This window comes from Cyclobacterium sediminis (assembly GCF_054781075.1).
Window position 1 is genome coordinate 125,391 of sequence record NZ_BAAGVC010000019.1, and the last position, 14,050, is coordinate 139,440.

The following is a 14,050-nucleotide window of genomic DNA, read 5'->3' on the forward strand; positions in this document are numbered from 1 at the left end:
TCAAAACAGGATTTATCTAATCATTACTTCCCAGTACTTCGTGTGCTTAGATTTACCGGCAGGCCCTTCTACCGTTAAGGTCACCACTTTGTGAATTCCTTTTTCTTTGAATTGATGGATCGGATGTTGTTCATTCGAGTAATTTCCATCCCCAAAATCCCATTCCCATTTCAAAATCTCTCCTTGTGATTCATCTCTGAAGGCTACACGCTTCTTTTCCATATCTATTACTTCAAAGGACCAATCTACCTTGATCAAATCCCTTAATTCACTTTCTATTGGCATCAATTTAAACTTGCGTAGGAAGCTTGCGTCTTTTACCATCCGTACGTCATGGGATAAATTGAAATGGCCTTCTCTTTCTCCACCGTCAAAATCCAATATCGACCAGGAAAGCCCAATGCTACCGCCCTCAATGAGTTCCGATTCAATGGCCTTTTCAGGGCCTTCATATGGGGCATAATCATAAGGTGTAACCCAAAATTCCAAAACGAGCTTTCCTCCATCCCCGGGTTCAAAATTGTAATCATAAGCATAATTTGATTGAGGGAAATCACCTATCCAATGTTGATTGCCCCAAATCAAAACCCATGCGTTATTCACAGGCGGGGTATAGATATGGTAATTTTGAGCATGGACACCACTAAAAGTGAAATGGTTTTCTAAATAAACCTCCGATTTGCTATCCCACTTCAGGTCTTCTTTAGTATAAGCCGGGTTATAAATAAAAGGACCACCGGAAAGGTCGCCATCAATCACTATTTCGAAAATATCATTGAGGTATCCCTTATTACTAAACCTCCCAAAATCCCAAAAATCATCCGTAGCTTCATACAAAAAGTACAGCCTGTTTAAACCTTCTACCCAACCTACTTTTAGGCTTACATCCAAATCATTGGTATGATCAATAGCACTTCCCAATCCATCCTCTGTATCCTTCAACATTTCATTGCCATATTCATACGAATTGGGCACTATTTCCCAGTCATCCGATTTTCCATCTATACGGGGCATCTGATTTTTAGGGAACTGAAAGATTTTGAATGGTTTTTCATTTCCGGAGATCTCATTCGCTGAATCATATTGCGCCTTCACCGAAGAAGTACAAAAAACAGCGAATATGGTCAATAGACAAATTTTCAGATTGGTCATATATCGAAAAAACTTTTAGAACGCATAAGGATATTTATTTTTATTTGGCAACCCGTCAAATTCAGAATATACCTGATTGTGTCTTGGGCCTGATCATTTTCTAAAAATGTACTCCCAGACATTGCTAGGGTGACTTCCCGGTTTCCTACTGATACCAAACAAGGATTCTTACAATAATTTAGTCTCTAGGTTATCAATCTACTGCCTCTTCCTCAACAACTTAGAATTGTCATTATTTATCAAATTAAGGATTTCGGACAAAGATTCTAAGTCTCAGGTCATTTTTTTTTATTAAGTCCTATTAGGTAATAAATAATTTATTTCATGCTCGCACCTTCAAAATCAGCCAATCGCTGCGGTTTTCAATTTCACCATAGCAATGCTATGCTAAAACCTCTAAATACCTTGGCTTTCTTGCGGTTACAAGCCTTCTCTTCGACACTGGAAATTCTATAAATAATCCGGGTTTAACAAACCAAGTTCTCTTAATTTCTTTGAAACAAATTAACCCCTAAGCTATCATTTGCATCATATTGTTACCAAAAGTGATGACATTTTAAATTTCAAACGATAACAAGTAAAACAACCTTTAAATATTATCAAATGAAAGCCTACGCCATCCACCTTATTACTATTTTAATATTGGTTACTGCATGCGGTAATAATAATTCAGCCCAAACCAATACAGACGATGATTACTACGATGAATATAAAGAAGGGGTCGCCACTGAATCCGGTGATAAAATTGATTTTTCTGAAACTGAACCCAAATTGGGACTTAGCCAAAAGGTTAAAAAAAAGAAACTAGAGACACATCAATTTCGGGATGCCCGAACTGGTATTGTGGTAAGTAGCTCAAACTATCCAGCGGATTGGGAGGTAATATCTAAACCTACTTATACTTTAGATCAAAAACTGCCTGTTTTTTTGACTCAGATTCAAGGTCCTAATAACCTGAAATCGTTTAATACGCCTTTAAAAGTGCATATTTCTTACCAAAATCCACAAACGTATCAATTCATGAAAAACGCTAGTGTCGCAAACTTGCACCGGCCAATGATAAGTAATCACAATATTATTGAAGAAGAAGTATTACCACGAATGCAGAACAGTGGATTTCAGTTTATAGAAAATATCAGACTGCCAAAATTAGAAAACCACCTTCAGGAAAAAATATTAGCAGAAAGTGGGGGCCAAGTTCAATTAGACCTGATATCAACGGTTTGGAGAAATAATAAAGGCCAAAAAGCTTTGGTCACAGTAGGCAAAATTTACATGCAGCAGCCATTGAGTTTTATAGATACCATGACCCTATGGATGTACAGTGCCGACTATATGTTCGTTGATGAAGCATATTTTACAGAAACCATTTCAACTTTGGAGAATGCCATAATCAACGCTAAAGAAAACCCGCAATGGAAACAGTATGTTGCGCAGTTAAATCATTTACGCGCACAAAAAGCCGCTCAACAACATCAGGTAAATATGCAAAACAGACAAGCAGCATTTAATGCGCATCAACAAAAAATGAGAGGGATTTGGGCCGCACAAGATGCCAACCACGCTTCTTTCATGAACCGAACCTTTGGCTCTGGCAGTGATCGGTCTCAACAAAACTTTATCAATATGATCAACGAAGAAGAAACTGTATTCAATCCACTTGACGGAAAAAATTATCAAGTAAATGCAGGTTCAACTCAATATTGGATGGATAGTGAGGGCAACTACATAAAAAATGATGACCTATTCTACAATCCTAACGGAGGCATTGACCTTGGAAATAGGGAATGGGTAAAAGTTGAAAAGGCCTTTTAACTAAAACCTTTAGATCAGGTTTTGGGAAAAGGCATAAAATCAAAAGTTTAATTGAGAAATAGTATACACATTTGACCTATTAACACATGAAAATTTTAAGCAAAAGCTTCTTATTGCCTCTTTTATTTTTTGGCATCCTGATAGCCTGTACTTCAACGGATGATGCAGATGAATTTATGCAAGATGATAATGGGGCCTTAAATAGGACAAATGTTCAAATAGTATTGCCCGATGAATCTAATGTAAATCTATCAAAGAGCACCTTGGTTTCACTAGGTGCATATGCTGATATAAATAAGAATGGAACTGGAAAAGTGCCTTTCAACAGCCAAACAATAGAGATTGGCTACCTACTGGATGCGGATAATAATGTATTGCTCGCCGGATTCATTTCTGACGAAAGAAAAGAATTATCGATTGAAACTACCGCCGAGGTTATTCTCTATTATGGGCTAGGTTATTATCTATTGCCAGATAACGCAAAAAGCGCCTTTTTAAATAGCATAGGGCAAAGTTCGGGTTTTTCAAAATTTGTAGAAGAATTGCAATCGTTGTTTAGGAGTAATACCCTCTTCTATAGTCAAGGTAGTTATGAACAAATCTTACAAAACTTTATAGACCAATTACTCCCAAATGGTTCAACTCAAATAAAAGAACGTATTCTTATTTTGGATAAAAGTACCAAAAGCGGTGTAACACTATCCAATATTGATTCAACCCGTATTATTTTAGAAAATGCTTTACCCAGAAGGTCTAACGTTATTATTTACAAAAAGAGTTATACGGATAGAAACGGTGGCATTATCGATATTTCAAATTACACCTCTAGGGCTTTTAAGCGTTTTGAATTGCAAACTGGCAAGACCAACAAAATAGAATCGTTGGAATTGAGCAATTCGGTGCAGCAAATAAATGCACAACAAGCATCCATTGAAAACATAATAAAAACAGACCCGATTTTATTACCTGTCAGCCCGGAATCTGAATTTGTGGCAGAATATGAAGTGGTTGTTATTGGTGCTGGTAAAGCCAACCCTGAGACAAGAAAAATGACTGAGGAAGAACGCAATAGTTATGCAGACATCAATAAGAAAACCTATGTTATCGACTATTTTTTACCTACGCTACTTGATATTAGTGGTAATAAATCATTACTGCCACCATTTGGTAGTGATAAAGAAATTGAATTGTTCAATGCTGTTTTCCCCGTTCTTGAGCAATATCCCGAAGTAATTAAAGAAGTGGTGGACAACAAATTCAAGGAAGCAACGAACATTTTCCTTCCAGCTTTGTATAAAGATATAAGGTTAAGCAATGATTTGCGTACCATTTTGAAAGACGTATACACTATAGTGTCCGATAAGGGTGAATTTCCCCATTCTTTTATTCAAGATCATGAGTTAATAGAAACGGGTTACCAACGAACTAAAGCAATAATTGAAGTCGTAGATAGGAACATAAAAGCAACCAATTATTATCCCAATTTCGGTGGGCTACGCACTACGGCCTTTAATTTTGAAAGCTGGAATGTTAAATCAATAGATGCGGTAGTAGAGATGCAACAGGACAATATTGAACTCTGTTTGGGGCAGGCCACTGAGCTTAGGGTAACCGCAATTACGGATTTTGAACCGGATCTGGAAGAATTTGAATTTCATTGGAGCACATCCAACGAGTATGGAGGAAGACTTCAGGATATTAAAAATGACCCCAACAATTTTGGGCCATCCATTATTACAAAAACAAATTATGTGTCCTATATCAGTACCGCACTAGAATCCAAATTAGGGAGTGGTGACAATAAAGAAACAGTAACTGTCATTCTTTACCTACGCAATAAAAAAACCGGGGAATTATCAGAGGCAGGACGAGACACTATGAGCATGAACAACAAGAAAGGTTGTGCGTCTTTTACCGTGTCCTTCACAAGGCAATCAAACTTAAGAGAAATCCCAAACTCAGGCTGTCCCAATAACATAGGTTATCAGGCTTTTAGTCCCATTCCTTATACTGCTGATTTTGCTGCTGTAGAAGGCGCTTCCGGATATAAAGGAATCATTAGCTCCAGTAATGGAGTGGTGAACCAAGAAAGAGTTCTTGATGAAAGCCAATTGGAAGATTTAGGAAATGGAACATTGCGATTTAAAACAGGTGTAGGAAGCATTGTGATTTTTCAAAGTTGCGATAAGGCTACAGCTGAAGCTCGAGCAAATGAATTTGTTCGAAACATAAAGGTGGAACCGGTGAAAATAGAAATTACACCAATATTTAAGTAATAGATGCGCTCACTTGCCATAGAATATGCTTTATTTTTATAATTTCTAAAAGAAAAAAAAATGTTGTAAATTCCCCATACTTTCAAAAGAAGTATGGGGAACACCTTAGAAAAGACCAACATCCAGCTAGTTACCGCTTTTAAAAACAATGACCAGAAGGTGATGCAAGAGGTATATCAAAATATGTTTCCAAAATTAAGGAACCATGTTTTTAAAAACCATGGTAATGAAGCTCAAGCCAAAGATGTATTTCAAGAATCTTTTATTTCTTGTTGGCGGAATGTCAAAAAAGGAAAACTAAACGAAAGTAGTAATCTTGAAGCCTATCTTTTTACCATAGCCAAAAATAAATGGACCGATTATTTACGTTCAGCCCAATTTAAAAAAACGGTCTCTGATGAAGGAGTCATGGCCATGCAGTCCAACAACGAAGAGCAGTGGGATGAAAATGAAGAAGAAAGAAAATTGAATGCACTACATGGTGCTCTTAAACAACTTGGTGCCTCTTGCAAAAAGCTTTTGACCCAGTTTTATTTTGAGCGCAAGTCTATGGATGAAATCGCAAAGGACCTTCAACTTGGATCGGCCTCGGTAAGAAACAAAAAATACCGATGTATGGAAAAACTAAGGGCATTGGCTTTGGAAACAATAAACAATGGATAAGTACCCCAATTACATATCTCAAGAACAGCAAGAAGAATTTGAAAGAATCCTTTTGGACCAAATGGATTCTAAAGAAATAGAGGCGTTCAATAACAAAATAAATGGTGATCCGGTACTCAAAAAACAGTTTGATGAGTTTAAGGACCTATTCCTTGCCATTGAGGAAGAAGGCCTGAGAAATTTGATGGACATATTCCACGATAATCCTAAAGGGGAATCAGGTGCAAAAAAGCACAAGTTTTATTGGTACCAAATAGCTGCAAGTATTGTTCTATTGTTATCATTCGGTATTTGGTTCTTTAACAAACAAAGTCCCAACGAGAAGCTTTTCCAAAGTTATTTCACAGTTGATCCAGGTCTTCCCACTGTTATGGGCACCAATGACAATTATGCCTTTTATGAGGCAATGGTTGATTATAAACAGGGCAATTACGACCTCGCCATCAATAAATGGGAAAAGCTATTGCCTACTGATCAGAATAGTGATACCTTAAACTATTTCTTGGGTAGTGCTTATTTGGCTAAGGGGAACTCCAATAAGGCCATTGATTTTTTTAAGAACACCTTGAACGCTGATGGGTCCGTTTTTAGCAAAGATGCCCATTATTATTTGGCTCTTGGGCTATTAAAGAACAACAATACTGAGGAAGCCATTAAACACTTAAAAATGGTTGCAGACGAAAAGAGTGTTGAGCTTCTGAAAAAAATCCAAAAATAAAATATATGAAGTTGAATGCATGGATTACTCTACTTTGCATTGCACTATTTTGGAATGCAAACGCACAACAAGGTGGGGTCTTAAGAAAAATAGATAGTCTTATCGCTGTTAATGAGTTCGTAAATGCCCAAGCGATTCTCAAAGCAGAAATGGACAATCCCAAAAATTTGATATTGGGACATCTGATCTATCCTTTGGGAAAGATAGAATTCTTACAAAATCCGGAAACTGATTTTGAAAAAGCTTTGGAATTATATGCACGGATTGATTCCAGAAAATTAAAAGACCCAATAGCTTATGAGGCCAATTTAAGAATGGGGATTCTTTACATAGATCAAGGAACTCCATCAAAAGCGCAAAAATTTTTAAGTGAAGCAAACAGTTTAGCCAAAGCATTGGGAGATGCCCACCGCATGGTGGAATCTGAATTTCATTTAAGCGAGTTAGGCCTTAAAATGGGCGATTTTGGATCATTGATCGCGCATACGGACAAAGCGCTTGATTTAATGCGAGAAAATGATTCCGAAAGATTCCCTTTGGCACCACGAATATACAATTACAAAGGGGCGCTAATGCATTTTAATGCCAAACCCGACAGTGCCAATTACTATTTTGAAAAGGCTATCAATGCTTTGGGAAAGACCGACGATGACCCGGAACAAACAGATTATCTTCCGGGAACCATCTATGGCAATTGGTTCATGGTTAAACAGTCCTCGGGCAATTTTGATGATGCCATGCGGTTCACCCTAAAATCAATTGGCCATTACAATGCTTTTTTGAACAAGACCAATAATCATCCCCTAACGGAAAAAGTGCACGGAAACCTTACCATTGCCTATAGAAATTTGGGTAGTCTTTATTACGACTTAGGGGAAAAAGAAAAGGCAAAAAAAATTGCATTGTTAGGTTATTACCATGCAAAAAAACACTTCCTAAAAAACACCATACAGTATTTCGGTGCCGCCTTAATGGTAGGCGAATCTTTACTATACAACAGTGACCTAGACGAGGCAGAGAGCTATTTAGAAGAGGCAGAAAGCTCCTTAAACTCCATTAATGGTGAAAACTATTCTTACCAGGCCAACCTTTACGGCGTATTGGGTGACTTGTCCTTTCAAAAAGGAAATTACCAAGAAGCCGCAAACTATTACCATAAAACCCTTGAAGCCTATAAAAACAGTAACCAGCAGGGCTTTTCACAAAATGAGGTTTATGCCAATATTAACCTGGCCAAATCCTATTCAAACCTCAACGAGTACACGAAAGGTATTCGTATTGTCAACAAGACCCTTACCAAGGTTATTTCCATACATGGGGAAAATAGTTATTTGGCAAATGAGGTACAAATAGCCAAGGTCAAAATAATTTTTGATCAAAAAGATTATAAAGGTACCGTCGCCCTGAGCAATCAAATTTTGGAATCTTACAAGAGTCAATCGTTTAACAGTATAATTTCTGAAGAATTTTTTAGCCCAAACCAACTAAGACTATTGCTTTACCTAACCAAAGCCCAATATGAAATGGACACCCTAAAAACAGTGGAGAGTTTGGGTGAAATTACCGCCGTTGTAGAAAATGCCATTCAAAGAATCGAAAGAAAAAAATCGCTAATCACCAATGAAGCCGATATCAATGTACTATTAGAAAACAGTCGAGCGTTATTCGATTTTGGTAAAAAGGTATATCGTAAAATGTTTGATGTGACCGGTGAGAAAGAATATTTGAAGAAAATAATCAACCTTCACGAATCTTCCATATACCAAAGAATCCGTACAAGACTCAATCTAACAGAACATAAGCTTACTCCGGAAAATATCAGAGAGGAAGAAGATGTACTCCGGAAGAAAATCAATACTTTTTTTGACCCTGCACAAGCAACTCAATTTGATGTAGAGGATTGGAAGTCCACATTAAAAGAGTGGGACAATTATCTTTTTAAATTAAAAACCCACTATCCCCAATATTATGAATTACGATATGCCACGGTATTGACACCATTGGAAGATCTACAGAAAAATATTGATGAGTTGAGCACTGCGATACGCTATCTTTTCATTGAAAATGACCTCGTTGCCTTCATCCTAACCAAAGACAGTATGGAGATGGTCCCCTTACCTTCCAATTTATCATTGGATTGTATTGCCACCCTATCGGATTACCGAACAAACAACTCTAAAAATTTTGAGTGCTTCTCACTTTTGTATCAGTCTCTTTGGGAACCAATTCAAGATAAAATTGAAACCGAAAACATTATCCTATTGCCCGATCAAGAATTGTTCAATCTAAATTTTGAACTTCTTACTTCGGAGAAAATAAATTCCTATAAAGAACTTGCAAACAAAAGCCTTTTGGGCAAACATAATATTTCATACAATTATAGCCTGCTTCTATTGGGTGAAAATCGAAAGACATTGGATTTCAAAGATGATTTTGTTGCCTACGCCCCTACCTTTGGTGAAGGGATGAAGAAAGCGTATGAAATGGCCATTACCGATTCCATCGAGATGGATAAAACCTATCTAACCTTATTACCTCAACCGTTTAGTGCCGCTATTGCGGAAAGATTCTCCAACCGTTTTGGGGGCAGGTCATTTTTAAATCAGCAAGCATCCAAAACCATTTTCACCAAAACTGCAAACGAACATAAGATCATACATATCAGCACCCATGCTGAATCAAACAATGTAAACCCAGAGCTCTCGCGATTGATCTTTGCAAAGAACATTTCCGACGCAACTCTTATCAATGATAATTACCTGTATACCTATGAGATATACAATCAAAACCTAAATTCTAATCTGGCAATCCTAACGGCCTGTGAAACAGGTAAACCGAGCTATCAGCCCGGCGAGGGGATGATTTCTTTGGCACACGCCTTCAACTACGCAGGTAGTAAAAGTATCTTGACCAGTCTTTGGCAAATTGATGAGCAATCAAGTGCTGAAATCTTGGATAGCTTTTATGAATATCTCGAAAATGGCCATCCCAAGGATGAGGCATTAAGAAATGCAAAGTTGGATTATTTAGATCATGCGGAGGGAAGAACACTTCATCCACAATATTGGGCCGGTTTAATTTTAATGGGAGATACCCTGCCCGTTGAACTATCAACCCCAGTGAATAACTATTGGTATATAATTATAGGGGTAATATTGGCAGCTGCTCTTTTCTATTTAATTTGGAAAAGAAAGGCCTCCGGTTCCCATTGAACCGAGGGCCTTGTTAGTACTAACCTTGATGTCTTACATTCGGGTCATTATCATCCGGATCTAAATGTGCCGGGCTACCATCCCCATCATTGTCTATAAAGCCCCCACCGTCGGGTCGGACGTAAAGTTGAAAATTAAAAGGCAGGAAGGTATCCAAGGTACGTGCGTCAAACTCTGTCGAAGGTGCCACAGATGTTTGAATTGCAGAATTTACTGTTCCCAAGCCTGGAACAACTATAGAACGCACCCATACAATCCCTGTAAATTCTCCAAATTGTATTACTCTACCATTAAAATTGACCAATAAACTTTCAAAATTTTGACTTTCATTTCGAGAACAAATCGGTTCAAACCCATTGCTCGGATTAAATCCCACCTCTGCAAACATTGTATTGATTTCCTGGGCTATAATTTGATTAAAATCTGAAACGCCAAAAAAACTTACATTAGGAATCCAACGAAAAAACACCTTATTGTCAAGACGTTTTATGTCAATACCTATTGGAAAGTTTTGCGCATCTCTTACACCCGTTCCATTGTACCCAACCGGGTATTCAAGACTTAAAAGAGGCTGTTCATCAAATGAGACCCGGCCGCCTGGATTTTTAATTATGGGCACTTCATTCAATGGTAAGAAAATACCGTTGGCCATATTCCAATAAGCAGCGCCCGGTCCTGAATAGTTATTGCAAAATTCTGCCTGGACATTTTGTAAATTATCGATCTCACTTTCGTCATTAATACAACTTAGTACTCCGGACAAAATTAGCACAATGCAGAGGTATTTTATTTTTTTCATATTGGTTGTTTTACCTTTTATCGAAATAAACCAAAAATGTCATCAAACATTTAATCAAAATTTTCCAGGTAGGCTTATTCAATGTCTCACATCAACCCAAAATTGGCTATAGCCAATCTATTCTATAATCAGGATTGAGAATACCAGTATATGATTTTCGGTTAGATCTGCTTGGTTGGATTAAAGATTAAGAAGCAAAACAGTAAGGATCAAATAGATTACGGGATCAGGTATTTCCAAAATGGTAAAAACAAGCTTAAACCAATAGAAAAGCGGCCATAATCAGCTAATAAAACAAAAGAGGGAAAATCATTCCTCATAGTAACCCTAATTCTCGATACGATGATCTGAACCCTGGACATGGTCCCTGAGCACGGCCCCTGAGCGGAGTCGAAGGGTGCCGAAGGGTCGAAGGGTGGCGAAGGGTCTAAGGGGCCTAGGTTGTCCCAGAATTTTCCCGTATATCGATATCAAAACGCTCTACAGCTACACTTCTCGAAGCTACTATGAGTTCTCGTTTATCCAAGGTGATATTTTGAGCTGTCTCTACACAATTTACCGAAGCTCTAATTTGTCAGGGTTTTGTCTTGGATCCCAAACTGTTAGTATATTTATTATTTCTCCGTCTACCTCGTAGAAGATTAAATATTCTCGGACTAATTTCTGACGAACATTTTCAATGTCCGTTGACCGACCCATTTCTGGAAAAGTGGCAATCAGCTCTGTGGCGTCCTCAAACAAACCAATTAATTTTTCACTAAAGGATTCTGATTTGTTTCGGTTAGTCCAATACGCTATAATTTCTTTGAATTCCCTTTCGGCTAGAGGAGACCATTTTATTTTTTTAGCCATTTACGCACATTTTTGAAAACTTCTTCAGAATCAATTCCTTCTCCTTTTTCGATTTGTTTTCTGGCTTCAGCAATTTCAGCTTTTTGTTTTTCATTTGTCACATAAACCGGATCGTCAAAGTCAACCTTAAGAAGTCTATAAATTTCATCAATGATATCCTTGTCATGGATTGATTTAATTTTTTCGATAAGCCTATTTTTATGTTCGTCAGTTACCATAGTCTAAGATACTTATTTTTTTGTAATAAGTTGGAGAATATTCACTAGTGTAAGGCTTGCTCAGTAGAGTAGCGCCTGATAGCCTACTTTATTAGTACCTATAAAGATAATAATAAGATGTAAACTATCAACGCTCCCTTGATCAAACCATAGCCTGTTATATACAGTAAGGTTTTACCTCATCTGGCTTACCGATAGCCTTCTTTATTTGCTTTTCACCTGCATCTACCCAGAATAGATATAATCTATCTACAACCACTTCCCTCCTATGACTCCGGTAGACCATTGCAATTCACATTGCTATTAATTTATGCAATGTTCTAGGGTTTTCCCGAAAAATCGTGATCAAAACGCTCCTCAGCTACCGATACATTTCTCGATGTTACTATGGTTTCACACTTATGCATTTTAGCTTGGACATTTGAGCATTCCGAGCTTCAGCGAACCCCACACAGTCGGAGCTCTTCTAAATGATCAGCAAATTATTTAGGTAGGGTTTACAGTTATCGGATTACCTCTGTTTCGTGGCAGGCTAACGGCAAATGTCAAATGCATTTTAATACATTTTTCAAAACATTGTGATGCATATTGATTTTATAACCATTCATATTCCGGCTCAGGTAATCCCATAAATTCTTTGCTTGACAATACAATGCTGTCAATTTTATTTAATATTTCACGCAATTTAAAAGCATCTTCACTTTCAGAAGTAATGGTATTTATTGTTCAATTTATTACCTTCACTTGATTGTTCTTTGTGAATTTTATATGATATGAGGGGGAAGGAATCAATGCGATGTTACTTTTTGGACGAAAGTCATTCGGATAGGTAGAAATGTTATAAGTTTCAAACATTTTCATTAATTCTCATAGACTTGCTTTGGGAATAAAGAAAGTTGTGTCTGCATAAAGATTCTCTTCTTTGAATAGAGCAATAAGTTTTCTTAAATTCCCCGTTTGACTGTCGTAGTTGTACGAGTTTTCACTTTCTTCATCAATTTCAAATTTGAAGTCGCAATTCTTATCATCGGTCGACATAATTTTTCCATCACCTCTCCCACAACTTAAAGTGGACAGAATGAAAATCGTTATTATTATAATTTGTCTCATCTTAAATGCACCACAACAATTGTATATATAAATGTTTAGCCTCCGATTTGAGTAATAACCTATGCTATCAACCACTTAGCCTTATTATTTATCAAATTAAGTGTTTCGGTCAAAGAATCTAAGGGAAAGACCACCTTTTTATTGGTAATGGCAATAAAAAGATTTTCCGGTTAGATCTGCTTGGTTGGATTAAAGATTAAGAAGCAAAACAGTAAGGATCAAATAGATTATAGGGTCAGGTATTTCCAAAAGGTAAAAACAACCTAAAAATTCCGCTTAAACCATCAGAAAAGTGGCCATAATCAGCTAATAAAACAAAAGAGGGGAAATCATTCGCCTTATAAACCTACTTCCCAATACTATGATTTGAACCCTGAACATGGTCCCTGAACCTGTGGGCCCCTGAGCGGAGTCGAAGGGTGCCGAAGCCTCGAAGGATGGATAGGTCAACCGTCAGAATGCTCAGTTATTGACTAAGGATATTCCATTGACCAATATTCTATTTAGAATACCTACTAAAATAAAAAGACAAATTAGAGAAATTGAAATGTCCTGATTTATTGAATTTCCCTGTGGATCTTTTCTTAATTTATCTTTGCTACCAATAAAAGCGCCGAATACAGCCATAATTGAAAAGGGTATACAAATGGTGGCTAGTATGCTTAGGATATGTGGGATAGGAAATTGAAAAAGAGTAACAAGGACGATGCTTAATAGTAAGGGCATTAATATTAAAGAAACCGACCATTTTTTTCTATTGACTTCTACGGAGCCAAAATCTTCAATGGCATATCTTTCAAATTGTTTTGCAGATTTCATCAATATTATGGTAACCATTACTATAGCAATGATTGAAGCCATTACCTGAATTACCAATGGAATATTTAGTAGAGAAAATACTTTTCCTGTATCTCCAATGGGGATTAAAGGTGCTATCATTAAGTATCCAAAAAAAGTAATTATTCCAGTTATTCCAAACCACAAAACAAATAATGATATTGAAGATGATTCCATTTTTTTCGAAGCTTGATAAGCTAAAACTCCTTGTACTAAGGAAAATAGGGGGGCAATTCCAGCTATCATTATTTCATGGTTTTTTATACCATTGGTTTCGGAGAAAACCCTATTGTTGGATATTCCGGAGCATGTTGACCCCCTAAAGCAGTGTTCCAGAAAGGAGTGTTTTATATGCCATTCTGGCGGATGCTGACCCCTCTAAATTTAGAATGGCGTCA

At 37.1% G+C, this 14,050-nt stretch carries 10 protein-coding genes; 5 read left to right on the forward strand and 5 right to left on the reverse strand.

Annotated features, from left to right (window positions below):
- Positions 1–12: 12 nt before the first annotated feature.
- Positions 13–1,152: a PKD domain-containing protein gene (locus ACYVHJ_RS17170; RefSeq protein WP_460517170.1), complete on the reverse strand. Its 1,140-nt coding sequence runs from the start codon at positions 1,150–1,152 to the stop codon at positions 13–15.
- Between the two features lie 603 nt (positions 1,153–1,755).
- Between ACYVHJ_RS17170 and ACYVHJ_RS17175 the strand changes: the two genes are divergently transcribed.
- From ACYVHJ_RS17175 to ACYVHJ_RS17195, 5 genes are all read left to right on the forward strand, one after another.
- On the forward strand, positions 1,756–2,967 hold the full coding sequence (locus ACYVHJ_RS17175) for a hypothetical protein (RefSeq protein ID WP_460517173.1): 1,212 nt from the start codon (positions 1,756–1,758) through the stop codon (positions 2,965–2,967).
- Positions 2,968–3,053: 86 nt separating this feature from the next.
- Positions 3,054–5,243, forward strand: a complete 2,190-nt coding sequence (locus tag ACYVHJ_RS17180) for a hypothetical protein (RefSeq protein ID WP_460517176.1) — start codon at positions 3,054–3,056, stop codon at positions 5,241–5,243.
- Positions 5,244–5,336: 93 nt separating this feature from the next.
- Positions 5,337–5,906 (forward strand): RNA polymerase sigma factor, encoded by a 570-nt coding sequence (locus ACYVHJ_RS17185; RefSeq protein ID WP_460517179.1) that lies wholly within the window; start codon positions 5,337–5,339, stop codon positions 5,904–5,906.
- Positions 5,899–6,624 (forward strand): tetratricopeptide repeat protein, encoded by a 726-nt coding sequence (locus ACYVHJ_RS17190; protein ID WP_460517183.1) that lies wholly within the window; start codon positions 5,899–5,901, stop codon positions 6,622–6,624. The genes ACYVHJ_RS17185 and ACYVHJ_RS17190 overlap by 8 nt, the downstream gene beginning before the upstream one ends.
- 5 nt (positions 6,625–6,629) lie before the next feature.
- Entirely contained in the window at positions 6,630–9,836 is a 3,207-nt protein-coding gene (locus tag ACYVHJ_RS17195; protein ID WP_460517186.1) for a CHAT domain-containing protein, read from the forward strand.
- A 19-nt stretch (positions 9,837–9,855) separates the two neighbouring features.
- Here the strand turns inward: ACYVHJ_RS17195 and ACYVHJ_RS17200 are convergent, their stop codons facing one another.
- The 4 genes from ACYVHJ_RS17200 to ACYVHJ_RS17215 all read right to left on the reverse strand — a co-directional run bounded on the left by ACYVHJ_RS17200 (position 9,856) and on the right by ACYVHJ_RS17215 (position 13,829).
- The gene (locus ACYVHJ_RS17200) at positions 9,856–10,635 is read right to left on the reverse strand and encodes a hypothetical protein (protein WP_460517189.1); all 780 of its coding nucleotides are present in this window, start codon (positions 10,633–10,635) and stop codon (positions 9,856–9,858) included.
- Between the two features lie 555 nt (positions 10,636–11,190).
- The gene (locus ACYVHJ_RS17205) at positions 11,191–11,487 is read right to left on the reverse strand and encodes a type II toxin-antitoxin system RelE/ParE family toxin (RefSeq protein WP_460517192.1); all 297 of its coding nucleotides are present in this window, start codon (positions 11,485–11,487) and stop codon (positions 11,191–11,193) included.
- On the reverse strand, positions 11,472–11,705 hold the full coding sequence (locus ACYVHJ_RS17210) for a hypothetical protein (protein WP_020891694.1): 234 nt from the start codon (positions 11,703–11,705) through the stop codon (positions 11,472–11,474). Before ACYVHJ_RS17210 ends, ACYVHJ_RS17205 begins: the two co-directional genes overlap by 16 nt.
- 1,572 nt (positions 11,706–13,277) lie before the next feature.
- Positions 13,278–13,829: a hypothetical protein gene (locus tag ACYVHJ_RS17215; RefSeq protein ID WP_460517196.1), complete on the reverse strand. Its 552-nt coding sequence runs from the start codon at positions 13,827–13,829 to the stop codon at positions 13,278–13,280.
- Between the last annotated feature and the right edge of the window lie 221 nt (positions 13,830–14,050).

Bases quoted from the DNA above. Each gene is read 5' to 3' on its own strand.
- ACYVHJ_RS17170 (WP_460517170.1), bottom strand. From the start codon at position 1,152: ATGACCAATCTGAAAATTTGTCTATTGACCATATTCGCTGTTTTTTGT.
- ACYVHJ_RS17175 (WP_460517173.1), top strand. From the start codon at position 1,756: ATGAAAGCCTACGCCATCCACCTTATTACTATTTTAATATTGGTTACT.
- ACYVHJ_RS17180 (WP_460517176.1), top strand. From the start codon at position 3,054: ATGAAAATTTTAAGCAAAAGCTTCTTATTGCCTCTTTTATTTTTTGGC.
- ACYVHJ_RS17185 (WP_460517179.1), top strand. From the start codon at position 5,337: ATGGGGAACACCTTAGAAAAGACCAACATCCAGCTAGTTACCGCTTTT.
- ACYVHJ_RS17190 (WP_460517183.1), top strand. From the start codon at position 5,899: ATGGATAAGTACCCCAATTACATATCTCAAGAACAGCAAGAAGAATTT.
- ACYVHJ_RS17195 (WP_460517186.1), top strand. From the start codon at position 6,630: ATGAAGTTGAATGCATGGATTACTCTACTTTGCATTGCACTATTTTGG.
- ACYVHJ_RS17200 (WP_460517189.1), bottom strand. From the start codon at position 10,635: ATGAAAAAAATAAAATACCTCTGCATTGTGCTAATTTTGTCCGGAGTA.
- ACYVHJ_RS17205 (WP_460517192.1), bottom strand. From the start codon at position 11,487: ATGGCTAAAAAAATAAAATGGTCTCCTCTAGCCGAAAGGGAATTCAAA.
- ACYVHJ_RS17210 (WP_020891694.1), bottom strand. From the start codon at position 11,705: ATGGTAACTGACGAACATAAAAATAGGCTTATCGAAAAAATTAAATCA.
- ACYVHJ_RS17215 (WP_460517196.1), bottom strand. From the start codon at position 13,829: ATGGAATCATCTTCAATATCATTATTTGTTTTGTGGTTTGGAATAACT.